The sequence below is a fragment of the Streptomyces sp. NPDC020422 genome, from assembly GCF_044386705.1.
Taxonomy (GTDB): Bacteria; Actinomycetota; Actinomycetes; order Streptomycetales; family Streptomycetaceae; genus Streptomyces.
Genome location: NZ_JBIRVJ010000013.1, coordinates 193,468 through 215,491, shown reverse-complemented (window position 1 = coordinate 215,491; position 22,024 = coordinate 193,468). Strand labels below are relative to the sequence as shown.

17 protein-coding genes are annotated in these 22,024 nt (G+C 72.8%); 13 read left to right on the top strand and 4 right to left on the bottom strand.

Going from position 1 to position 22,024, the window contains the following annotated elements:
* Window positions 1-20: 20 nt before the first annotated feature.
* The 4 genes from ACH414_RS30825 (at window position 21) to ACH414_RS30810 (ending at window position 5,007) form a co-directional block, all read left to right on the top strand.
* Entirely contained in the window at window positions 21-1,601 is a 1,581-nt protein-coding gene (locus ACH414_RS30825; protein ID WP_398944304.1) for a phytoene desaturase family protein, read from the top strand.
* 180 nt (window positions 1,602-1,781) lie between these two features.
* Window positions 1,782-2,810: an L-threonine 3-dehydrogenase gene (gene tdh, locus ACH414_RS30820; protein ID WP_398944303.1), complete on the top strand. Its 1,029-nt coding sequence runs from the start codon at window positions 1,782-1,784 to the stop codon at window positions 2,808-2,810.
* A gap of 57 nt (window positions 2,811-2,867) precedes the next feature.
* Complete coding sequence (locus tag ACH414_RS30815; RefSeq protein ID WP_391768767.1) at window positions 2,868-4,067, top strand: glycine C-acetyltransferase; 1,200 nt, start codon at window positions 2,868-2,870, stop codon at window positions 4,065-4,067.
* Between the two features lie 4 nt (window positions 4,068-4,071).
* On the top strand, window positions 4,072-5,007 hold the full coding sequence (locus ACH414_RS30810; RefSeq protein ID WP_382541335.1) for a LysR family transcriptional regulator: 936 nt from the start codon (window positions 4,072-4,074) through the stop codon (window positions 5,005-5,007).
* Between the two features lie 56 nt (window positions 5,008-5,063).
* Here ACH414_RS30810 and ACH414_RS30805 read toward each other — a convergent pair whose 3' ends face one another.
* Window positions 5,064-6,914 (bottom strand): serine hydrolase, encoded by a 1,851-nt coding sequence (locus ACH414_RS30805; protein ID WP_391768766.1) that lies wholly within the window; start codon window positions 6,912-6,914, stop codon window positions 5,064-5,066.
* 172 nt (window positions 6,915-7,086) lie between these two features.
* On the opposite strand from ACH414_RS30805, the gene ACH414_RS30800 reads away from it, so the two are divergent.
* From ACH414_RS30800 to ACH414_RS30790, 3 genes are all read left to right on the top strand, one after another.
* Complete coding sequence (locus tag ACH414_RS30800; protein WP_398944301.1) at window positions 7,087-8,193, top strand: NAD(P)H-dependent flavin oxidoreductase; 1,107 nt, start codon at window positions 7,087-7,089, stop codon at window positions 8,191-8,193.
* On the top strand, window positions 8,193-9,749 hold the full coding sequence (locus ACH414_RS30795; RefSeq protein ID WP_398944299.1) for an acyl-CoA synthetase: 1,557 nt from the start codon (window positions 8,193-8,195) through the stop codon (window positions 9,747-9,749). Before ACH414_RS30800 ends, ACH414_RS30795 begins: the two co-directional genes overlap by 1 nt.
* Before the next feature lie 102 nt (window positions 9,750-9,851).
* Window positions 9,852-10,958 (top strand): calcium:proton antiporter, encoded by a 1,107-nt coding sequence (locus tag ACH414_RS30790; RefSeq protein ID WP_382541324.1) that lies wholly within the window; start codon window positions 9,852-9,854, stop codon window positions 10,956-10,958.
* Here the strand turns inward: ACH414_RS30790 and ACH414_RS30785 are convergent.
* Window positions 10,948-13,404, bottom strand: coding sequence for a penicillin acylase family protein (locus ACH414_RS30785; protein ID WP_398944297.1), 2,457 nt, complete (start codon window positions 13,402-13,404; stop codon window positions 10,948-10,950). The two genes, ACH414_RS30790 and ACH414_RS30785, sit on opposite strands and share 11 nt — an antisense overlap.
* Window positions 13,405-13,494: 90 nt before the next feature.
* On the opposite strand from ACH414_RS30785, the gene ACH414_RS30780 reads away from it, so the two are divergent.
* The gene (locus tag ACH414_RS30780) at window positions 13,495-15,027 is read left to right on the top strand and encodes a fatty acyl-CoA synthetase (protein ID WP_398944295.1); all 1,533 of its coding nucleotides are present in this window, start codon (window positions 13,495-13,497) and stop codon (window positions 15,025-15,027) included.
* Window positions 15,028-15,054: 27 nt separating this feature from the next.
* Here the strand turns inward: ACH414_RS30780 and ACH414_RS30775 are convergent, their stop codons facing one another.
* A complete protein-coding gene (locus tag ACH414_RS30775; protein ID WP_382541315.1) occupies window positions 15,055-15,435 on the bottom strand; it encodes a VOC family protein in 381 nt (126 codons plus the stop codon).
* Window positions 15,436-15,458: 23 nt separating this feature from the next.
* Window positions 15,459-16,748 carry a phenylacetate--CoA ligase PaaK gene (gene paaK / locus ACH414_RS30770; protein WP_386568894.1) on the bottom strand — a complete coding sequence of 430 codons (1,290 nt, stop codon included), beginning with the start codon at window positions 16,746-16,748 and terminating at the stop codon, window positions 15,459-15,461.
* Between the two features lie 335 nt (window positions 16,749-17,083).
* On the opposite strand from paaK, the gene ACH414_RS30765 reads away from it, so the two are divergent.
* Genes ACH414_RS30765 through ACH414_RS30745 form a run of 5 tightly spaced genes read left to right on the top strand, consistent with a single transcriptional unit; the run spans window position 17,084 to window position 22,017 of the window.
* Complete coding sequence (locus tag ACH414_RS30765; RefSeq protein WP_398944293.1) at window positions 17,084-18,199, top strand: type III polyketide synthase; 1,116 nt, start codon at window positions 17,084-17,086, stop codon at window positions 18,197-18,199.
* Window positions 18,196-19,422 carry a cytochrome P450 gene (locus tag ACH414_RS30760; protein ID WP_382541305.1) on the top strand — a complete coding sequence of 409 codons (1,227 nt, stop codon included), beginning with the start codon at window positions 18,196-18,198 and terminating at the stop codon, window positions 19,420-19,422. Before ACH414_RS30765 ends, ACH414_RS30760 begins: the two co-directional genes overlap by 4 nt.
* A 16-nt stretch (window positions 19,423-19,438) precedes the next feature.
* Window positions 19,439-19,990 (top strand): cupin domain-containing protein, encoded by a 552-nt coding sequence (locus tag ACH414_RS30755; RefSeq protein WP_382541302.1) that lies wholly within the window; start codon window positions 19,439-19,441, stop codon window positions 19,988-19,990.
* Window positions 19,987-21,198, top strand: a complete 1,212-nt coding sequence (locus ACH414_RS30750) for a cytochrome P450 (RefSeq protein ID WP_398944291.1) — start codon at window positions 19,987-19,989, stop codon at window positions 21,196-21,198. Before ACH414_RS30755 ends, ACH414_RS30750 begins: the two co-directional genes overlap by 4 nt.
* 42 nt (window positions 21,199-21,240) lie before the next feature.
* On the top strand, window positions 21,241-22,017 hold the full coding sequence (locus tag ACH414_RS30745; RefSeq protein WP_382541296.1) for a GNAT family N-acetyltransferase: 777 nt from the start codon (window positions 21,241-21,243) through the stop codon (window positions 22,015-22,017).
* Window positions 22,018-22,024 lie beyond the last annotated feature (7 nt).

The window sequence follows — 22,024 nt, the reverse complement described above, 5'->3', positions numbered from 1 at the left end:
CACAGGTGCTAGCAAGGGGCATGACCGCACAGCGCTCCTCCGATTACGACGCCGTCATCGTGGGTGGTGGGCACAACGGCCTGGTCGCCGCCGCCTATCTCGCCCGGGCGGGCCGTCGCGTCCTCGTGCTCGAACGGCTGGGTTCCACCGGCGGCGCCGCCGTCTCCACGCGCCCCTTCGCCGGAGTGGACGTCCGGCTGTCCCGCTACTCGTACCTCGTCTCGCTGCTCCCGGACAAGATCGTCCGGGAGCTGGGTCTGCGCTTCGCCGTGCGTAAACGGTCCGTCTCCTCGTACACCCCGTACGGCGACTCCGGCCTGCTCGTCGGCGGCGACCGGGACCGCACCCGGGCCTCCTTCGCCGCGCTCACCGGTTCGGACCGCGAGTACGAGGCGTGGCGCGCCTTCTACGGCCGGACCGAGCGGGCCGCGCGGCGGATCTTCCCCACGCTCACCGAGCCGCTGCCCGACCGCGCCGAGCTGCGTGCGCGGCTCGACGACGAGGAGACCTGGGACATGCTCTTCGAGCAGCCCATCGGCGTCGCCGTGGAGAAGGCCTTCGCCAGCGACCTGGTGCGCGGGGTGGTCCTCACCGACGCGCTCATCGGCACCTTCGCCGACGCCCACGACCCCTCGCTCCTCCAGAACCGCTGCTTCCTCTACCACGTCATCGGCGGCGGCACCGGCGACTGGGACGTGCCCGTCGGCGGCATGGGAGCCCTCACCGACGCCCTCGCCGAAGCGGCCCGTTCGGCCGGGGCGACGATCCTCACCGGTCACGAGGCGGTGCGGATCGACACCGACGGGCGCCGCGCCGAGGTCACGTACCGCACCGCCGACGGCGAGGGTGTCGCCGCCGCGGAGCACGTCCTCGTGAACGCCTCCCCGCAGGCGCTGGCCGGCCTCCTCGGCGATCCGCCGCCGGCGCCGGCCGAGGGCGCCCAGCTCAAGGTGAACATGGTGCTGACCCGGCTGCCGCGGCTCCGCGACCGTCGCGTCGACCCCCGCGAGGCGTTCGCCGGTACCTTCCACATCGCCGAGGGATACCGGCAGTTGGCGACCGCGTACGCCGAGGCCGCCGCCGGCCGGCTGCCCGCCGCGCCGCCGTCCGAGATCTACTGCCACACCCTGACGGACCCCGGCATCCTCGGCCCGGAGGCCGCCGCCCGCGGCTACCAGACCCTCACCCTGTTCGGACTCCACGCGCCCGCCCGGCTGTTCGCCGCCGATCCCGACGGGGCCCGCGAGGCGCTCCTCAAGGCCACCCTCGACCAGCTCGACGCCTGTCTCGACGAGCCGATCGCGGACTGTCTGGCGCGGGACGCCGACGGCCGCCCGTGCATCGAGGCGAAGAGCCCGCTCGATCTCGAACGCGAGCTGCGACTGCCCGGCGGGCACATCTTCCACCGCGACCTCTCCTTCCCGTACGGAGACGCCGAGGGGGACGGCGAGGGCGCGCGGGGGGCCGCCGGGCGCTGGGGGGTCGGGACCGCGCACGCCAACGTCCTGCTGTGCGGTGCCGGGGCGGTCCGGGGCGGCGGAGTGAGCGGCGTGCCCGGTCACAACGCGGCCATGGCGGTCCTCGAACGGGAGGGCATCTGACGGCCCCGGGTTGACGCCCAGACCCGTCCCACCCCCGGTGTGAAGCTGATCTGCGAGTGCGCTTAAGAAAACCTCGATGGACCATGGGCCCCAGGTACGGAAGATTCTCTTCCAGGGATCTTGGGTGCGTCGCGCCCGGAACCTGCACATCACAGGACGCGTACGTCGGGAGCCGTTACATTGAAGGCGCTGGTCAAGCACAAGGCGGAGCCGGGACTCTGGCTCATGGACGTTCCCGAGCCCGAGATCGGTCCTGGTGACGTTCTGATCAAGGTCAAGCGCACCGGTATCTGCGGGACCGACCTGCACATCCGCTCCTGGGACGGCTGGGCGCAGAAGACCATCGCCACGCCGCTGACCCTCGGCCACGAGTTCGTCGGCGAGGTCGTCGAGACCGGCCGCGACGTCGCCGACGTCGCGGCCGGCGACCTGGTGAGCGGCGAGGGCCACCTGGTGTGCGGCAAGTGCCGCAACTGTCTGGCCGGGCGCCGCCACCTCTGCCGCGCCACCGTCGGCCTCGGCGTCGGCCGCGACGGCGCGTTCGCCGAGTACGTCGCGCTCCCCGCCTCCAACGTGTGGGTGCACCGGGTCGAGGTGGACCTCGACGTCGCCGCGATCTTCGACCCCTTCGGCAACGCCGTGCACACCGCGCTGTCCTTCCCCCTCGTCGGCGAGGACGTCCTGGTCACCGGTGCGGGCCCGATCGGCATCATGGCCGCCGCGGTCGCCAAGCACGCCGGCGCGCGCCACGTGATGATCACCGACGTCAGCGAGGAGCGCCTCGCCCTGGCCCGCAAGGCGGGCGTCTCGCTCGCCCTGAACGTCGCCGAGCAGAGCATCGCCGACGGCCAGCGCACCCTCGGCCTGAAGGAGGGCTTCGACGTCGGCCTGGAGATGTCCGGCAACCCGCGCGCGATGCGCGACATGGTCGCCAACATGACCAACGGCGGCAAGATCGCCATGCTCGGCCTGCCCAGCGAGGACTTCTCCGTCGACTGGGCGAAGATCGTCACGTCCATGATCACCATCAAGGGGATCTACGGCCGCGAGATGTTCGAGACCTGGTACGCCATGTCGGTGCTGCTGGAGGGCGGTCTCGACCTCGCCCCCGTGATCACCGGCCGCTACGGGTACACCGACTTCGAGGCCGCCTTCGACGACGCGGCGTCCGGCAAGGGCGGCAAGATCATCCTCGACTGGACCGTCTGACCCCCGGACCGAAGACCTTCAGGTAGACCCGGTAGACCTTCAGGAGCTGCACTCCCCATGTTCGATTCCGTACGCGACGACCTCCGCACCACCCTCGAAGAGATCAAGCAGGCCGGCCTCCACAAGCCCGAGCGCGTCATCGGCACCCCCCAGTCGGCGACCGTCGCGGTCACCTCGGGCGGCCGCCCCGGCGAGGTGCTCAACTTCTGCGCCAACAACTACCTGGGCCTGGCCGACCACCCCGAGGTGATCGCCGCCGCCCACGAGGCGCTCGACCGCTGGGGCTACGGCATGGCCTCGGTCCGCTTCATCTGCGGCACCCAGGAGGTCCACAAGGAGCTGGAGGCGCGGCTGTCCTCCTTCCTCGGCCAGGAGGACACGATCCTCTACTCCTCCTGCTTCGACGCCAACGGCGGTGTCTTCGAGACGATCCTCGGCCCCGAGGACGCCGTCATCTCCGACGCCCTCAACCACGCCTCCATCATCGACGGCATCCGCCTCTCCAAGGCGCGCCGCTTCCGCTACGCCAACCGCGACATGGCCGACCTGGAGCAGCAGCTCAAGGAGGCGAACGAGGGCGGCGCCCGGCGCAAGCTGATCGTCACCGACGGCGTCTTCTCCATGGACGGCTACGTCGCCCCGCTCGACGAGATCTGCGACCTGGCCGAGCGCTACGACGCCATGGTGATGGTCGACGACTCGCACGCCGTCGGATTCGTCGGCCCCGGCGGCCGCGGCACCCCCGAGCTGCACGGCGTGATGGACCGCGTCGACATCATCACCGGCACCCTCGGCAAGGCCCTCGGCGGCGCCTCCGGCGGCTATGTCGCTGCCCGCGCCGAGATCGTCGCCCTGCTGCGCCAGCGCTCCCGCCCGTACCTGTTCTCCAACACCCTCGCCCCGGTCATCGCCGCCGCCTCCCTCAAGGTCCTCGACCTGCTGGAGTCCGCCGGCGACCTGCGCGAGCGCCTCAACGCCAACACGGCGCTGTTCCGCTCCCGCATGACCGAGGCCGGCTTCGACATCCTCCCCGGCGACCACGCGATCGCCCCCGTCATGATCGGCGACGCCGCCGAGGCGGGACGGATGGCGGAGCTGCTCCTGGAGCGCGGTGTCTACGTGATCGGCTTCTCGTACCCGGTCGTGCCGCAGGGCCAGGCCCGCATCCGCGTGCAGCTGTCGGCCGCCCACTCCACGGACGACGTGCACCGCGCGGTGGACGCGTTCGTCGAGGCCCGGGACGCCCTGCGAAACTAGGGGCATGATCGAAGCGCGGCGGCTGCACATCCTCCGGGCGGTGGCCGACCACCGTACCGTCACGGCGGCTGCCGCCGCGCTCTACCTCACCCCGTCCGCGGTCTCCCAGCAGCTCGCCGCCCTGGAGCAGGAGACCGGTCACCGCCTGGTGGACCGAAGCGCCCGGGGCGTGCGGCTCACCCCGGCCGGCGAGATCCTGCTGAGCCACGCCAACGCCGTGCTCGCCCAGCTGGAGCGGGCCGAGGCCGAACTGGCGGCGTACGGCTCGGGCGAGGCCGGCACGGTGACGGTGGCCGCGTTCGCCACCGGCATCGGCCTGGTCGTCGCCCCCGCCATCGGCTCCCTCGCCGAGAACGCGCCCGGCATCCGGGTGCGGGTCCGCGACGCCGAGGGCGACGAGAGCCTGCTCATGGTGCTGGACCGGCAGGTGGACGTCGCGGTCGCCGTCGAGTACCGCGGGGCGCCCGGCGAGGACGACGCCCGTCTCACCCGCGTACCGCTGTACGCGGAGCCGTTCGACGCCGTGCTGCCACCGGGCCATCCCTACGCGGACCGCGAGCGGATCTCCCTCGCCGAGCTGGCCAAGGACCCCTGGATCGGCCAGTCCACCGGCAATCCCTGCCATGACGTCACCGTCCTGGCCTGCGAGTACGCGGGTTTCGCCCCCGGCTTCGCCCATGTCTCCGACGACTTCCGCGCGGTCGTCGCCCTCGCCGCGGCGGGTGCGGGCGTGGCCCTGGTGCCCCGCTCCGCACTGCGCGGCACCGACCTCACCGGTGTGGTCGTGCGCCCGGTCGACGGGGTCGCCCCCACCCGCCGCGTGTTCGCCGCGGTCCGCCGCGGGGCGGAGGAGCACCCGCTGATCCGACCGGTCCTCGACGCCCTGCGCGAGGCGGCGGGGCGTCCGCAGCCGGAGCCCCCTTCCGGCCAGGGCCCCTAGGCCGGGTCCGGAACGTCCCGCCCTGCGGGCAGACGGCGCCGATTTCCGTACACGGCCTAGTCCGCCGACCTGACCCAGCCCGCCGCCTCGATCCGTGACCCGTCCGCGGGGCGGGCCTCGTCGAACACGGGCTTTCCCGTGGCGTCCAGGACGCGCAGGGCGTCCACGTACACGCCCCGCCCGACGTACCGGCGGTCGGTCGAGTAGCGCCAGCGCAGCCGGAGGGGGGTCTTCGACGGGGCCGGCAGCTCGGCCGTGACCGTGTGCCAGGTGCGGCCCGACCAGCCGCTCGCCGTGCCCGCGGGGTGCGGGTCGCCGGAGCCGGTGGTGAAGGGCAGCGGGCGCCAGGTCGCGCCGCCGTCGGCGGAGGTCTCCAGGTGGGCGGCGTCGGTGCCGGGCTCGGTGTCCCACCACAGGGCACAGGTGAGGCGGGCGGCGCCGGGGACGGCGGGCAGGGTGAGGGTGGCGGTGGTGTCGCTCGCCATGCCGGAGAACCAGGCCGTGCGCCCGCGCGCCGGGTGGACCGGTACCGCGCGTGCCAGGTGGTCGGCGGCGGTGACGCGCGGGGCGGAGCCGGAGCGCCAGGTGCGCACGGGGTGCACGGAGTTGCCGAGGACCACGAGGAAGGTGTCGGTGGTGGGGTCCAGGACCAGGCTGGTGCCCGTGAATCCGGTGTGGCCCGCGGTGCGCGGGGTGGCCATCGCGCCCATGTACCAGTGCTGGTAGAGCTCGAAGCCGAGGCCGTGTTCGTCGCCGGGGAAGGCGGTGTTGAAGTCGGTGAACATCAGCTCCACCGAGGCGGGGGAGAGGATGCGGGCGTCGCCGTACGCCCCGCCGTTGAGCAGCGTCCGGGCGAGGACGGCGAGGTCCCAGGCGGTGGAGAAGACCCCGGCGTGGCCGGCGATCCCGCCCATGCCGTACGCGTTCTCGTCGTGGACCTCGCCCCACACCATGCCGCGGTCCAGTCCGGACCAGGGCGCGCGGGCGTCCTCGGTGGCGGCGATCGACGGGCGCCAGGAGGGCGGCGGGTTGAAGCGTGTGCGGTGCATCCCGAGCGGAGCGGTGATCTCGGTTCGGAGCAGTGCATCCAGGGGGTGAGCGGTGATCTCCTCCAGGATCAGCTGGAGCGTGATCAGATTGAGGTCGGAGTAGAGGTAGACCGTGCCCGGGGGGTTCGCCGGCACCTCGTTCCACAGCAGCCGCAGCCGGCCCTCCCGGGTCGGCTCCTTGTACAGGGGGATCCAGGCGCGGAACCCCGAGGTGTGGGTGAGCAGCTGACGGACCGTGATCTCCCGCTTGCCCCCGGCCCCCGTCGGTCCCCCGAACTCCGGGAGGTACGTCGTGACCCGCTCCTCCAGGGCCAGCGCGCCCCGCTCGATCTGCTGCACCGCCAGGATGGAGGTGAAGAGCTTGGAGACCGAGGCGAGGTCGAAGACGGTGTCCTCGGCCATCGGGATCCGCCGGTCCGCCGGGAGTTCGACGCCGGTGTCGGTCCTCTCGTCGTACGACGCGTAGCGCACGGCCATACCGATCGGGTGGTGCAGTGCGACCGTCCCGCCGCGCCCGGCGAGCAGCACCGCGCCCGCGTACCAGGGGTGCTCGGGCGAGGGGTGGAGGTAGGACTCGGCGTCGGCGACCAGCCGGTCCAGGTGCGCGGGCAGCAGTCCGGCCTGCTCGGCCGAGCCGTGCCGCAGCGTGGTGCGCCGCGCGCGGTCGGGCCCGCCGGCCGGCGCGGTCGGGCCTCCGCCGCCGGAGCCGGGCCCGGGCGCGGCCGCGGCCCCCGGCACCGTACCGATCATCAGCGCACCTCCCAGGGCGAGGGCGCCACCGCCGAAAGCGCGGCGGCTCGGTGCCCGGCTGCCCGTCCTCGACGCGTTCGCCGCGCCGTTCCCCGACTCCTCCGTCATGCCCACCCTCTCTCACCGCTCCCTGAAAGAAAACTCCGGCCACTCCGGCAAGATCTGAAACTTTCCTACCGGAGGGGACGTGAGTCGGGGAAGCGCGCGGGAGGCCAAGAAATCTGACACTGCATCAGAAAATCTCTTCCCTCGGCAGGGCCGCTGCGGCATCCTGCCGCCCATGAAGACGGAGCTGAGTCGCACACTGGGGATCGAGCACGCCATCTTCGGCTTCACGCCCTTCCCCGCGGTGGCCGCCGCCATCACCAGAGCCGGCGGATTCGGCGTCCTCGGCGCGGTCCGCTACACCGCGCCGGACGAGCTCGCCCGCGACCTCGACTGGATGCAGGAACACACCGACGGACTGCCCTACGGCCTCGACGTGGTGATGCCCGCCAAAAAGGTCGAGGGGGTCAGCGAGGCCGACGTGGAGGCGATGATCCCGGAGGGACACCGGGAGTTCGTCCGCGCCACCCTCGCCAAGCACGGCGTCCCCGAGCTCGCCGAGGGCGAGGCCTCCGGCTGGCGCATCACCGGCTGGATGGAGCAGGTCGCCCGGAGCCAGCTCGACGTCGCCTTCGACTACCCCATCAGGCTCCTGGCCAACGCCCTCGGCTCGCCGCCCGCCGACGTCGTCGAGCGCGCCCACGCCCAGGGCGTGCTCGTCGCCGCCCTCGCCGGCAGCGCCCGGCACGCCCGCCACCACGCCGACGCCGGCATCGACATCGTCGTCGCCCAGGGCTACGAGGCCGGCGGCCACACCGGGGAGATCGCCTCCATGGTGCTCACCCCCGAGGTCGTCGAGGCCGTCGCCCCCCTGCCCGTCCTCGCCGCCGGCGGCATCGGCAGCGGAGAGCAGATCGCCGCCGGGCTCGCCCTCGGCGCCCAGGGCGTCTGGCTCGGCTCCCTCTGGCTCACCACCACCGAGGCCGAGCTCCACTCCCGCGCCCTCACCGCCAAGCTCCTCGCCGCGGGCTCCGGGGACACCGTCCGCTCCCGCGCCCTGACCGGCAAGCCCGCCCGCCAGCTGCGCACCGAGTGGACCGACGCCTGGGACGATCCCGCCGGCCCCGGGACGCTGCCCATGCCGCTCCAGGGCCTCCTCGTCGCCGATGCCGTCTCCCGGATCCAGAAGTACGAGGTCGCGCCGCTGCTCGGCACCCCCGTCGGCCAGATCGTCGGCCGGATGAACTCCGAGCGCAGCGTCCAGCAGGTCTTCGACGAGCTCACCCGCGGCTTCGAGAAGGCGATCGACCGGATCAACCGCATCGCCGGCAGGAGCGTCTGATGACCGAACAGCAGCAGCCCAACGGATTCTGGTCGCAGGCCGCCGCCGACCCGGCCCGTGTCGTCCTGGTCGCACCCGACGGCGAGGAGTGGACCGCCGGGCGCCTGCACGCGGACGTCAACCGGCTCGTCCACGGTCTGCGCGCCGCGGGGATGGAGCGCGGCGACGCCTTCGCCGTCGTGCTGCCCAACGGGGTCGCCTTCCTCACCGCCTATCTCGCCGCCGCCCAGGCCGGCTTCTACCTCGTCCCGGTCAACCACCACCTGGTCGGCCCCGAGATCGCCTGGATCGTCTCCGACTCCGGCGCCAAGGTCCTCATCGCCCACGAGCGCTTCGCCGAGGCCGCCGCCCAGGCCGCCGACGAGGCCCGCCTGCCCGCGAGCCACCGCTACGCGGTCGGCGAGCTCCCCGGATTCCGCCCGTACGCCGAACTCCTCGACGGCCGGCCCGCGTCGGCGCCCGACGACCGCACCCTCGGCTGGGTCATGAACTACACCTCGGGCACCACCGGCCGCCCCCGGGGCATCCGCAGGCCGCTGCCCGGAAAACTCCCGGAGGAGACCTACCTCGGCGGCTTCCTCGGCATCTTCGGCATCCGCCCCTTCGACGGGAACGTGCACCTGGTCTGCTCGCCGCTCTACCACACGGCCGTGCTCCAGTTCGCCGGAGCCGCGCTGCACATCGGGCACCCGCTCGTCCTCATGGACAAGTGGACCCCCGAGGAGATGCTGCGGCTCATCGACACCCACCGCTGCACCCACACCCACATGGTGCCCACCCAGTTCCACCGGCTGCTCGCGCTGCCCGAGGAGACCAGGAACCGCTACGACGTCTCCTCCATGCGGCACGCCATCCACGGCGCCGCGCCCTGCCCCGACCACGTCAAGCGGGCGATGATCGACTGGTGGGGGACGTGCGTCGAGGAGTACTACGCGGCCAGCGAGGGCGGCGGCGCCTTCGCCACCGCGGAGGACTGGCTGAAGAAGCCCGGCACCGTCGGCCGCGCCTGGCCCATCAGCGAGCTCGCCGTCTTCGACGACGACGGCAAGCGGCTGCCGGCGGGGCAGCTGGGCACCGTGTACATGAAGATGAGCACCGGCGGCTTCCGCTACCACGGCGACGAGGCCAAGACGCGGTCGAGCCGGATCGGGGACTTCTTCACCGTCGGCGACCTCGGCGTCCTCGACGAGGACGGCTACCTCTTCCTCCGCGACCGCAAGATCGACATGATCATCTCGGGCGGGGTGAACATCTACCCCGCCGAGATCGAGGCCGCGCTCCTCGCCCATCCCGCCGTCGCCGACGCCGCCGCCTTCGGGATCCCGCACGCCGACTGGGGCGAGGAGGTCAAGGCGGTCGTCGAGGCGGCGGAGGGCCACGAGCCGGGGCCCGCGCTCGCCGCCGACATCCTGGCCCACTGCGAGGGCCGGCTCGCCGGCTACAAACGCCCGAAGTCCGTGGACTTCATCACGGTCATGCCCCGCGACCCCAACGGAAAGCTCTACAAGCGCCGGCTGCGCGATCCGTACTGGGAAGGCCACGACCGCCCGCTCTGACGGATCCTGAGCCCGCGTCAGTTCGACGGCCGGAGCGCGGCGTACGCGGCGCGGCTCCGACGCCACGAGGGAGAATCCGCCCTTTGTGGCAGGATTCAGGGCATGAGTTCGAGCACCGCAGCACTGACACGCCAGTGGACCACCTGGGGGCCGATCGTCGCCGCGGTGGGCCTCGCCCTCGGCTGGGGGCGCGACCTGCCCGGCTTCGCGGTGGCCCTCATCGCGGTCTGCCTCTTCGCCGCGGTGCTCGCCGCCGTCCACCATGCCGAGGTGGTCGCCCACCGGGTCGGCGAGCCCTATGGCTCCCTCGTCCTCGCGGTCGCCGTCACCGTCATCGAGGTCGGACTGATCGTCACCCTGATGGCCGGAGGCGGCGACAAGACCGCCACCTACGCCCGGGACACCGTCTTCGCCGCCGTCATGATCACGTGCAACGGCATCGTCGGCCTCTCGCTCCTGGTCGCCGCGCTGCGCAACCGGGTCGCCGTGTTCAACGCGGAGGGCTCCGGGGGCGCGCTCGCCACCGTCTGCACCCTCGCCACCATGACCCTGGTCCTGCCGGCCTTCACCACCAGCCACCCGGGCCCCGAGTTCTCCACCGCCCAGCTGGCCTTCGCCGCCGTCGCCTCCCTCTGCCTGTACGGGGTGTTCGTCGCCGTCCAGACGGTCCGGCACCGCGACTACTTCCTGCCGGTGCCGCGGCCCGACCGGGACGGCGGCGAGTCCGAGGACGAGCACGCCGAGCCGCCCACCTCCCGCGAGATGTGGATCAGCCTCGGCCTGCTCGTGGTCGCCCTGGTCGCCGTCGTCGGCAACGCCAAGCTGGTCTCGCCCACCATCGAGGACGGCGTCGAGTCCGCGGGCCTGCCCAAGGCCGTCGTCGGTGTCGTCATCGCCCTGATGGTGCTGCTCCCCGAGACCCTCGCCGCCGTGCGCGCGGCCCGCCGGGACCGGATGCAGACCAGCATGAACCTGGCCTACGGCTCCGCCATCGCCAGCATCGGCCTGACCATCCCGTCGATCGCGCTCGCCTCGATCTGGCTCTCCGGCCCCCTCGTGCTCGGCCTGGGCGCCCTCCACATGGTGCTGCTCGTGCTCACCGCCGTGGTGAGCGCCCTGACCGTGGTGCCCGGACGGGCCACCCTGCTCCAGGGCGGCGTCCACCTGTCGATCTTCGCCGCCTTCGTCTTCCTGTCGTTCAGCCCCTGACGACCACGATCCGGAGCTCCGGGGAGCGCAGGATGTCCCGCTCGCAGAACCGGGAGGTCACCCAGCGCTCGCCGGAGTACAGGGCCGTCTGGTCGCTGTAGTGCGGCGATTCGGGGTTCGAGGACTGGGAGTACGTCAGGAGGGTGCGGGCCACCGGGCACCGGCCGCCGTCCCAGCCCACGGCCTGGACATGGCTGCTGCCGTGCGCGACCTCCGTGTAGCCGCCGCCCGCCGGATTCCACACGGGCTCCGTCTTGTTCCAGACGCCCAGCGCCTCGGTGCCGCCGCCCACCGGGATGCGCACCCCGTTGCGCACCACGAACTGGTGCTGTCCGAGCGGCGCGTCGAGCGCGATCCCCGCGGCGCGCAGCTCCGCCACCGCGTCCCTGAGCGCCTGGGCGAAGGCGGGGGAGTCGGTGTTCAGGGTGTGGGGCGTGCGGACCGGGTCGGCCGCCGAGAACGGCACCTTCCACTGGTCGGCCGGCTTCGCCGTGCCCGTGAACCTGCGCCAGAAGCGGTCGAAGAGCAGCGCGCCCCGGCTGCCGGTGTCCACGGTGCGGTCCCAGGCGCCGATCACCCGGCACGCCTCGGGATCGTCCGCGAGGACCGCGGAGCAGGCCCGGGCCGCGTCGGCCGCCGCCAGATCGCCGGCGGGGACGCGGTTCGCGAACTGCTGGCGCTGCAGGTCGGCCACGGTGAGGCCGCCGCGCTCCGCCATGGCCGCCACGTCCTCCACGGCGCCGCGGGTGCGCAGCGAGCGCGGGGTGCCGACGGTGCCGAAGATCCGCTCGTAGCCGGTGACCGGCTGTTCGGCGTTGGCCAACCAGGCGCTGTCGTTGGAGTTCTCCACGTACGGGGCGTCCCGCAGCACCGGCATCCGCGCGGGCCCGAAGACCCCCGGCTGCACCGCGTCCGGGTCCGAGCCGAGCGCGCAGTCGCCGCGCGAGCCGTCGAGCACCGCGACACCGGAGGACGGGTAGGTGACCCGGCCGAGCGGAGTGGAGCAGCGCTGGGCCAGCTCGTCGGTGATCCGCGGCAGCAGCTGCGCCTGGGTGAACAGGGTGTGCCCCGAGGAGTCGGCGGCGATCGTGTTCACCCACGGCAGGCCCTGGGTGCGCCGCAGCGTCTCGGCGAGCCCCTGCGTGGAGCCGGACCTGGCGAAGCCGAGCGCGGTGTCGGTGGCCCGCAGGTTGGCGGCGTTGGGGTCGTTCAGCGCGTAGGCCGTCGTCGTGGTCCACGGCAGGGGCAGCTGCGCCCCGAGCCCGGACACCACCGGCCCGTACCGGGTCCACCACTGGGTGCGGGTGACCGGGTCGCCGCCCTTGACCTGGACGGTGACGCTGCGCGGGGTCATCCGCTCCGGCCTGCCGTCCACGAGGTACGCGGTGGGGTCGGCCGGGTCGAGGGAGAGCTGGTGCAGACTGAGCGGGACGCCGGTGGCGACGGTGTGGCTCCAGGCCACCTTGGCGTTGAAGCCGATGCTGACGAGGCTGGTGCCGAGCAGCGAGGCGCCGGAGACGTTCAGCTCGCCCGGGATGGTCTGCTGGGACTGCCAGAAGCGCCGCCCGCCCTGCCAGGGGTAGTGCGGGTTGCCGAGCAGCAGCCCGCCCCCGCCCGCCGTGGTGGAGCCGTGGAAGGCGACGGCGTTGGACCCCATGGTGGCGTTCTCGGCGGCGAACAGGGCGCGGGCCGCTTCTGCCGTGCGCCCGGGGTCCGGGGTGTCCGGGGCGGCGGTTCCGGCGACGGGCCCGGCGGTCGCGGCCGGCGGCTTCGCGGCCGTGATGCCGTCCACGGCACGCCCCTGGCCGCCGAGCACGGAGACCGCCCAGCCGCGCCGTGCCACGTCGAGCTCGGTGACCGGGCGGACCCAGTCGGCTCCGGCGCAGGCCGGGTCGGTGACGCGGTTCTTCCGCAGCCACGCGTTGTACCCGGCCGCCCAGCCGCGCATCAGCTCCTTCGCCTGCCGACCGGGGCCGGCCGGCGCGGGCGTCGCGAGCAGCGCCTCGACCGTGCCCGCCTCCCGGACCCCGCGGAAGAACAGGTCGCTGGAGAGGTTCTTCGTCGCCGAGGACAGGGACCCGTCCGGTGCGGCGTCGGCGCCGAAGTACCGCGAGCGCTCGCCGGCCACGGTCACGAAGCCGTCGGCGAGGACGCAGACCTGGTCCGCGGCCTGCGCCCAGCCGGTGCCGAAGCCGAGGTCCGCGTAGCTCGTGGCGACGATGTGCGGGATGCCGTATTCGGTGTAGCGGATGACGGCCGAAAGACCCCGGTCCGCGGGGTGGTGGCCGCGGTCGCCGGCGTCGGCGACCGCGGCGGCGGGCAGCGAGGCGGTGACGGTCGCGAACGCCGCGCCGACCAGCGCAAGGCGTCTGAACCGGACGGGGAACAAGGTGCGGAGGTGCAAGGTGCCTCCCAACGGGTGTGCCGTGCATACGGGTTGGGCCATGCACTCAGCTGAGCGCTTGCTTTGTCAACATCCCGTTCGGTATCCGAGGTACTTGACCGCCCTGCCCCGCCCCGCCCAGGATCGGCGTCCATGGAGCGACTGGAGCAACTGGGACGACTGGAACGCGCGCTGCTCTCCGGGACCGTCGACGACGTGCTGCGCGCGAGCGCCCGGCGCGCCCCCGGCCGGACCGCCCTGCGCTACGCGGACCGGACCTGGACCTACGCCGAACTCGACGCCGCCGTCTCCACGGCCGCCGCCGTGCTGCGGGACCCGGACGGCGGCCTCGCGCGGGGGGACAGGGTGGCGACCTACGCCCACAACTCGGACGCCTGTCTGATCGCCTTCCTCGCCTGCGCCCGGGCCGGCCTCGTGCACGTGCCGGTCAACCAGCACCTCACCGGCGGGGACCTCGACTACATCCTGCGCCAGTCGGGCAGCTCCCTGGTCCTCGCCGACCCCTCCCTCGCCGGACGCGTCCCGGACGACATCCCCGTACGGCACCTGCGGGACGCCGAGGACTCGCTGCTCGCGGCGCTCGCCGCGCCACGGCCGTACGTGTCGGACAGCGACCCGAGCGACCTCGTGCAGCTGCTGTACACCTCGGGCACCACCGCCCTGCCCAAGGGCGCGATGATGGCGCACCGGGCCCTCACCCACGAGTACGCGAGCGCGATCGACGCCCTCGACCTGCACCAGGACGACCGGCCGGTGCACTCGCTGCCGCTCTACCACTCGGCGCAGATGCACGTCTTCCTGCTGCCCTATCTGGCCGTGGGCGCCGAGAACACCATCGTCGACGGGCCCGACCCGGACGTCCTCTTCGACCTGGTCGAATCCGGGCGGTGCGACAGCCTGTTCGCCCCGCCCACCGTGTGGATCGGGCTCGCCGACCACCCCGGCTTCGCCACCCGCGAGCTCTCCGCCCTGGGCAAGGCCTACTACGGCGCCTCGATCATGCCGGTGCCCGTCCTGGAGCGGCTGCGCGAAAGGCTGCCCTCGCTGTGCTTCTACAACTGCTTCGGCCAGTCCGAGATCGGTCCGCTGGCCACCGTCCTCGGCCCGGACGAGCACGAGGGGCGGATGGACTCCTGCGGCCGCCCGGTCCGCCATGTCCAGGCCCGGGTCGTCGACGAGCGGGGCGAGGACGCGCCGGCCGGCACCCCGGGCGAAGTCGTCTACCGATCACCGCAGTTGTGCACCGGGTACTGGGACAAGCCGGAGGAGACGGCGGAGGCGTTCAGGGGCGGCTGGTTCCACTCGGGCGACCTGGCGGTGCGGGACGCCGAGGGGTACCTCACCGTCGTCGACCGGGTGAAGGACGTCATCAACTCCGGGGGCGTCCTCGTCGCCTCCCGGCAGGTAGAGGACGTCCTCTACACCCACCCGTCCGTCGCCGAGGCCGCCGTCGTCGGTCTCCCGGACGAGCGCTGGATCGAGGCGGTCACCGCCTTCGTCGTCCCGCGCGAGCGGGTGACCGAGGCCGAACTCCTCGCGCACGCACGGGAGAAGCTCGCCCACTTCAAGGCGCCCAAGAGGGTGCTGTTCGTGGACGAGCTGCCCCGCAACGCCAGCGGCAAGATCCTCAAGCGCGAGCTGCGCGACCGCTTCGGCGCCTCGTGACGTGACGGACGGGGGAGGGCGGGGGACTCAGCCTTCGCGCTCCTCCATCACGCACAGGATGTTCCCCTCGCTGTCCTTGAACCAGGCACCCCGCATGGTGTCCGACTCGACCACGCCGTCGACCGTCTTGAGCCCCGGCAGGTCGTAGTCCTCGAACGTGACCCCCTTGGAGCGCAGCTCCTTCATCTCGGCGTCGAGGTCCTCGACCTTCCAGCTCGCCAGGGTGTGCTCGGCCTTGCCGCCGTAGGGGGTCTCGTACAGACCGATCGTCGTGCCGCCCGTGGTGAGCCGGGTGTCCTCGGGTGCTTCCTTCGTGAGCGTGAGGCCGAGGGTCTCGGTGTAGAAGCGCTTCGCACGGGCCATGTCGCCGACCGGAATGATCGCGGCTATGGGGGAGTCCGCCAGCATCGCAACCACCTCCTCCCTCCAGGCTACGCGCCGCCCCGCAGGTCGACGATCCGCCTGATCTTCCCCACCGAGCGCTCCAGCGTCTCGGGGTCGACCACCTCCACGCCCACCGACACCCCGATCCCGTCCTTGACCGCCGCCGCGATGCTCCGCACCGCCTCCGCGCGCTGCTCCGGGCCCGCGTCGGGCCGGGCCTCGGCCCGCACCGTCAGGGCGTCGAGCCGGCCCTCGCGGGTGAGCCGGAGCTGGAAGTGGGGCGCGACGCCGGGGGTGCGCAGGACGATCTCCTCGATCTGGGTGGGGAAGAGGTTCACCCCGCGCAGGATCACCATGTCGTCGCTGCGTCCGGTGACCTTCTCCATGCGCCGGAAGACCCGGGCGGTGCCGGGCAGCAGCCGGGTGAGGTCGCGGGTGCGGTAGCGGATCACCGGCATCGCCTCCTTGGTCAGGGAGGTGAAGACCAGCTCGCCCTCCTCCCCGTCGGGCAGCACCTCGCCGGTGATCGGGTCGACGATCTCGGGGTAGAAGTGGTCCTCCCAGATGTGCAGGCCGTCCTTGGTCTCCACGCACTCCTGCGCCACGCCCGGGCCCATCACCTCGGAGAGCCCGTAGATGTCGACGGCGTCGAGCGCGAAGCGCTCCTCGATCTCCCGGCGCATCTCCTCGGTCCAGGGCTCGGCGCCGAAGACGCCCACCTTCAGGGAGGTGGTGCGCGGGTCGATCCCCTGGCGCTCGAACTCGTCGAGGAGGGTCAGCATGTACGAGGGGGTCACCATGATGATCTCGGGCCGGAAGTCCTGGATGAGCCGGACCTGGCGGGCCGTCATGCCGCCCGAGGCGGGGATCACCGTACAGCCGAGCCGTTCGGCCCCGTAGTGCGCGCCGAGGCCGCCGGTGAACAGGCCGTAACCGTAGGCCACGTGCACCTTGTGGCCGGGGCGGGCGCCGGCCGCGCGCAGCGAACGGGCGACGACGTCCGCCCAGGTGTCCAGGTCGCGTTCGGTGTAGCCGACGACGGTGGGCTGTCCGGTCGTCCCGCTGGAGGCGTGGATGCGGCGGATCCGCGCCTGGTCGACGGCGAACATGCCGAAGGGGTAGTGCGCGCGCAGATCGGCCTTGGCGGTGAAGGGGAAGCGGGCCAGGTCGGCGAGGGTCCGGCAGTCCTCGGGCCGCACCCCGGCCCGGTCGAAGGAGTGCCGGTAGAACGCGACGTTGTCGTAGGCGTGCCGCAGGGTGGCGCGCAGCCGTTCCAGCTGGAGCGTCTCCAGCTCCTCGCGTCCGAGTCGCTCGCCCGCGTCCAGCAGCTCGCTCATGCGTCACTCCCTTGCCGTTGCGTACCGCCCCGCCGCCCGCCGTAAAACGGACGACCGATCATTCGGTTGATCCTTCCGGGGTCAGTAAATCCGGCGGCACCGGGGGGTTGGCAAGAGGGTGGGACGGGTTTTCTTCACTCGCCCGGCACGCCCCCGCGGCCCCGGGCCCGCCGTCGCGCCCGGCGAATCCCGCAGGTCACGGACGTCCGGAGAAGATCACACATTCGGGTGTGATTGTCCGCGACGATGCAGGAACGGTGCTGCGGGCGGGAAGGGGGAACCGAAGATGATCCCGTCCGGCTCAACTCCCCACCCCCCGGACGAAATGGACCCCCATGCCTGTCCTGTGCCGTCCTGCCGTCGCCGTGCCCGAGCACACGATCACCCAGGAAGAGACCCTCGATCTGGCCCGCACCCTGCACGCGGGCCACGAGCAGCTGCCCCTCGTGCTGCGCCTGATCGGGAACACGGGCGTCGCCCAGCGGCACCTGGTGCAGCCGATCGAGCGCACCCTCGCCCACCCGGGCTTCGAGGCACGCAACGCCACCTACGAGACCGAGGCCAAGGCACGCGTCCCCGCCGTCGTCGCCGAGGCCCTCGCCCACGCCGGCCTCGACGCCCGCGACATCGACCTCATCGTCTACGTCTCGTGCACCGGCTTCATGATGCCCTCGCTCACCGCCTGGATGATCAACAACCTCGGCTTCCGCAGCGACACCCGGCAGCTGCCCATCGCCCAGCTGGGCTGCGCGGCCGGCGGGGCGGCGATCAACCGCGCCCACGACTTCTGCGCCGCCTACCCCGGGGCCAACGCGCTCATCGTCGCCTGCGAGTTCTGCTCCCTGTGCTACCAGCCCACCGACCTCACCGTCGGCAACCTGCTCTCCAACGGCCTCTTCGGCGACGCCGTCGCCGCCGCCGTGGTCCGCGGCTCCGGCGGCACCGGCGTCCTGCTCGAACACAACGGCTCCCACCTCGTACCCGACAGCGAGGAGTGGATCGCCTACCAGGTCCGCGAGACCGGATTCCACTTCCTGCTCGACAAGCGCGTCCCCGGCACCATGGAGCAGCTCGCCCCCGCCCTCGTCGACCTCGCCGACCGGCACGGCCGGGACGCCGGCCGCCAGGACTTCTACATCATCCACGCCGGCGGCCCCCGCATCCTCGACGACCTCGGCAAACACCTCGACGTGGTCCCCGGCATGTTCCGCTTCAGCCGGGCCACGCTCACCGAGTACGGCAACATCGCCAGCGCCGTCGTCCTCGACGCCCTGCGCCGGCTCTTCGACGAGGGCGGGGCCGCCCCCGGCGCCACCGGCCTCATCGCCGGCTTCGGCCCCGGCATCACCGCCGAGATCTCCCTCGGCCGCTGGACCGGCACGCCCCCCGACCCTTCCGACGCAACCCCCCTCCCCACGACACTCACCACGACAGCGGCGGTGGCTCCATGACCACGACCACGCAGAACCCCGAGAACACGGAAGACCCCCAGGTGCACTTCTGGGCCGTCCCCGACCTCACCGGACTCGCCTTCGACCCGCTCCTCGCCAAGCTCCTCCACGAGGACCCCGTCACCCGGGTGCGCCTCCCGCACGGCGAGGGCCACGCCTGGCTCGTCACCCGCTACGAGGACGTCAAGTTCGTCTCCGTCGACCCCCGCTTCAGCCGCCAGGCCGTCTACGGCCGCTCCATCACCCGGCTCGCCCCCCACTTCATCCCCATGGAAGGCGCCGTCGGCTTCGCCGACCCGCCGGACCACACCCGGATGCGCCGGGTCGTCGCCCGCGCCTTCAGCGCCCGCGCCCTGCGCTCCCTGCGCGACCACGCCCAGGAGGTCATGGACGGCCTCCTCGACCGCCTCGAACGGCACGGCCCGCCCGCCGACCTGATGGAGATGGTCAACCGGCCCTTCCCGCTCGCCATGGTGAGCGAACTCATGGGCGTCCCCGAAGGCGACCAGCCGCTCATGGCGAACTGGTCCGACACCATCATCTCCTCCGCCGCCGGCCGCGAGGCGAGCGAGCGCGCCAAGAGCGAGATGGCCCGGTACTTCACCGAACTCATCGGCCGCAACCACGGCACCGGCAAGGAGACGCTCGCCGCCGTCCTCGCCGACGCCGTCGACGACGGCACCCTCGACGAGAACGAGGCCGTCGGCCTCGCCGTCCTCATCCAGATCGGCGGGGCCCACGCCGTCCGCAACAACAGCGCCAACATGGTCTACGCGCTGCTCACCCACCCCGAGCACCTCGCCCGGCTGCGCGCCGAACCCGAGCTGCTCCCGGCGGCCGTCGACGAGCTGCTGCGCTACATCCCGCACCGCAACGCCGTCGGTCTCTCCCGGATCGCCATGGAGGACGTCGAGGTCGGCGGCGTCGCCATCGCCAAGGGAGACCCCGTCTACGTCTCGTACCTCACCGCCAACCGCGACCCCTCCGTCTTCCCCGACCCGGAGAAGCTCGACTTCGACCGCGGCTACAACCCGCACGTCGCCTTCGGCCACGGCCCGCACTACTGCCCCGGCTCCGCCCTGGCCCGCATCGAGTCCGAGATCCTGCTCGACACCCTGTGGACCCGCTTCCCCGATCTGCGCCTCGCCGTCCCCGAGGAGGAGATCCGCTGGCAGCGCGGCGCCCTGATCCGCGGCCCCGAGACCCTGCCCGTCACCTGGTGAGAGGACCGACGCGACGATGACCCTCAGCGGCCTGATCGTGCCACCGGGGGAGGGCAGGACCCTGTCCACCCCCGCCCAGCACGTCACCTTCAAGGTCACCGGTGAACACACCCCCACCGCCTCCACCTTCGAAGTGGTCGTCCCGCCGGGCTTCGACGTCGGCGCGCACACCCACGGCCGGGCCGAGGAGCTGTTCTACCTCCTCGAAGGCGAGCTCGACGTGCTCGCCTTCGAACCCGAGGTGCGCATCGCCGACAGCTGGTACGGCTGGCGCTCGGCCGACGGACAGCGCCCCGTGCGGGCCACCCCCGGCACGCTCATGCTCGTCCCGCCCGGCTGCCCGCACGCCTTCGCCAACCTCGGCGGACGTCCCGCCCGCATGCTCTTCCAGGTCGCACCGCCCACCTACCACGAGAACTACTTCGAGGAACTGATGGGCATCCTCGGCGCGGGCGGACCGGTCGACCACGAGGCCGTCGAACAGCTCCGGATCCGTTACGACATCGAACAGATCACCCCGCTCCGGCACGACGCCGGACGCCCGGAGGAGACGGCCCCCACGCCATGAACCCAACCGAAGGGAACGGCCCGGGCGTCCACGACTGGGCCGTGGTCCCGCTGCCCGACACGACCTTCGACCCGCTGCCGCACCGGCTCCTGCGCGAGGAGCCGGTCGCCCGGGTACGTCTGCCGCACGGCGAGGGCCACGCCTGGCTCGTGACCCGCTACGAGGACGTCAAGTCCGTCTCCGCCGACCCGCGGATGAGCCGGGCCCTCACCGTCGGCAGGCCCATCACCAGCATGACCCCGCACACCCTCGCCCCGGCCGGCGGCGTCGGCCGCGCCGATCCGCCCGACCACACCCGGCTGCGCAAGCTCATCGCCCCCACCTTCGGCCGCCGCCGCATGACCGCGCTGCGCGAGCACACCGAGCGGATGGCCGGCGCCCTCGCGCTGAGCACCCTGCGGACGGGCCCGCCCGCCGACCTCGCCGAGACCTTCGTCGGCCCGCTGTCCGCCACCGTCATCGCCGAACTCCTCGGCGTCCCCGCCGCCGACCTCGACCGCGTCGAGGCCTGGCGGGCCGGGGTCCTCTCGCACGACACCACCGCCGCCGAGGGCGAGTCCGTCAAGAAGGAGATCGCCGGCTACTTCGCCGACCTCGCCCGGCACCGCGCCGCACGCCCCGGCGACGACCTGGTCAGCGAGCTCGCCGCGGCGCGCGAGGCCGGCGGGATCAGCACCCCGGAACTGGTGTCGATGACCGTGATGCTCACCCTCAACGGCCTCGACGCCGTCCGCAACATCGTCTCCACCATGGTGTACGTGCTCCTCGTCCACCCCGAGCAGACGGCCAAGCTCCGCGCCGACCCGGCCCGGCTGCCCAGGGCCGTCGACGAACTCCTGCGCTTCATCCCCCAGCGCGGCGGCGTCGGCATGCCCCGCGTCGCCACCGCCGACGTCGAGGTCGGCGGCGTCACCATCCGCGAGGGAGAGGCCGTCTTCGTGTTCTACCCGGCCGCCAACCGCGACCCGGGCGTCTACACCGACCCCGACCGGCTCGACCTCGACCGCGACGAGGCCCCGCACCTGGCCTTCGGTCACGGCGCCCACTACTGCGCCGGCGCCCAACTGGCACGCATGGAGGCCGAGGTCATGCTCGGCACCCTGCTCGACCGCTTCCCCGGCCTCGCGCTCGCCGTCCCGCCCGACCAGGTCGCCTGGCGCGTCGGCACGGTCAACCGAGGACCCGAGACGCTGCCCGTGACCTGGTAAACCAGTGGCACTGCGGGCACGGCGGATGCTGAGGTGGCGGCCATGGACATCACCGCACTGCGCACCACCTTCGACCGACAGCGCCGCATCCAGGCCCGCCCCGACGGACCCGGATGCCGCGTCGAGCGCGACGGCCTCGTCGTCCGCCACACCGGGCCCGCCTACGCCTGGAACGGTGTCCTGTGGTCCGGCCTCGGCCCCCAGGACGCCGACGCGGCCATCGCCGCCCAGATCAGCTTCTTCCGCGCCGCCGGCCACTCCTTCGAATGGACGGTGTACGGGCACGACGGCCCCGCCGACCTGGCCGACCGGCTGCTCGCCGCCGGCTTCACCGCCGAGGAGTCCGAGACCCTGATGGTCGCCGAGGCGGCCGCCCTGCCCACCGCCGTGGACCTCCCCGAGGGCGTGGTGCTCCACCCGGTCACCGACGAGGCCGGAGTGCGGATGATGGTCGAGGTCCACGACCGGGCCTTCGGCACCGACGGCTCGCACCTCGGCAGCCGGATGCTCGACCAGCTCGCCGCCGCGCCCGACTCCGTCGCCGCGGTGGTCGCCCTCGCCGACGGCGTCCCGGTCAGCTCCGCCCGCCTCGACCTCCCGCGGGACAGCGACTTCGCCGGACTGTACGGCGGCGGCACCGTCGAGGAGTGGCGCGGCCGCGGCCTCTACCGGGCCCTGGTCTCCCACCGGGCGCGGACGGCGCTCGCCCGCGGCTACCGCTACGTCCAGGTCGACGCCGCCCCCACCAGCCGCCCGATCCTCGGGCGCCTGGGCTTCGCCGAGCTGACGACGATGACGCCGTACGTGTACGAGGTCTGAGCGCGCC

Bases quoted from the DNA above. Each gene is read 5' to 3' on its own strand.
- ACH414_RS30825 (WP_398944304.1), top strand. From the start codon at position 21: ATGACCGCACAGCGCTCCTCCGATTACGACGCCGTCATCGTGGGTGGT.
- ACH414_RS30815 (WP_391768767.1), top strand. From the start codon at position 2,868: ATGTTCGATTCCGTACGCGACGACCTCCGCACCACCCTCGAAGAGATC.
- ACH414_RS30810 (WP_382541335.1), top strand. From the start codon at position 4,072: ATGATCGAAGCGCGGCGGCTGCACATCCTCCGGGCGGTGGCCGACCAC.
- ACH414_RS30805 (WP_391768766.1), bottom strand. From the start codon at position 6,914: ATGACGGAGGAGTCGGGGAACGGCGCGGCGAACGCGTCGAGGACGGGC.
- ACH414_RS30800 (WP_398944301.1), top strand. From the start codon at position 7,087: ATGAAGACGGAGCTGAGTCGCACACTGGGGATCGAGCACGCCATCTTC.
- ACH414_RS30795 (WP_398944299.1), top strand. From the start codon at position 8,193: ATGACCGAACAGCAGCAGCCCAACGGATTCTGGTCGCAGGCCGCCGCC.
- ACH414_RS30790 (WP_382541324.1), top strand. From the start codon at position 9,852: ATGAGTTCGAGCACCGCAGCACTGACACGCCAGTGGACCACCTGGGGG.
- ACH414_RS30785 (WP_398944297.1), bottom strand. From the start codon at position 13,404: ATGGCCCAACCCGTATGCACGGCACACCCGTTGGGAGGCACCTTGCAC.
- ACH414_RS30780 (WP_398944295.1), top strand. From the start codon at position 13,495: ATGGAGCGACTGGAGCAACTGGGACGACTGGAACGCGCGCTGCTCTCC.
- ACH414_RS30775 (WP_382541315.1), bottom strand. From the start codon at position 15,435: ATGCTGGCGGACTCCCCCATAGCCGCGATCATTCCGGTCGGCGACATG.
- paaK (WP_386568894.1), bottom strand. From the start codon at position 16,748: ATGAGCGAGCTGCTGGACGCGGGCGAGCGACTCGGACGCGAGGAGCTG.
- ACH414_RS30765 (WP_398944293.1), top strand. From the start codon at position 17,084: ATGCCTGTCCTGTGCCGTCCTGCCGTCGCCGTGCCCGAGCACACGATC.
- ACH414_RS30760 (WP_382541305.1), top strand. From the start codon at position 18,196: ATGACCACGACCACGCAGAACCCCGAGAACACGGAAGACCCCCAGGTG.
- ACH414_RS30755 (WP_382541302.1), top strand. From the start codon at position 19,439: ATGACCCTCAGCGGCCTGATCGTGCCACCGGGGGAGGGCAGGACCCTG.
- ACH414_RS30750 (WP_398944291.1), top strand. From the start codon at position 19,987: ATGAACCCAACCGAAGGGAACGGCCCGGGCGTCCACGACTGGGCCGTG.
- ACH414_RS30745 (WP_382541296.1), top strand. From the start codon at position 21,241: ATGGACATCACCGCACTGCGCACCACCTTCGACCGACAGCGCCGCATC.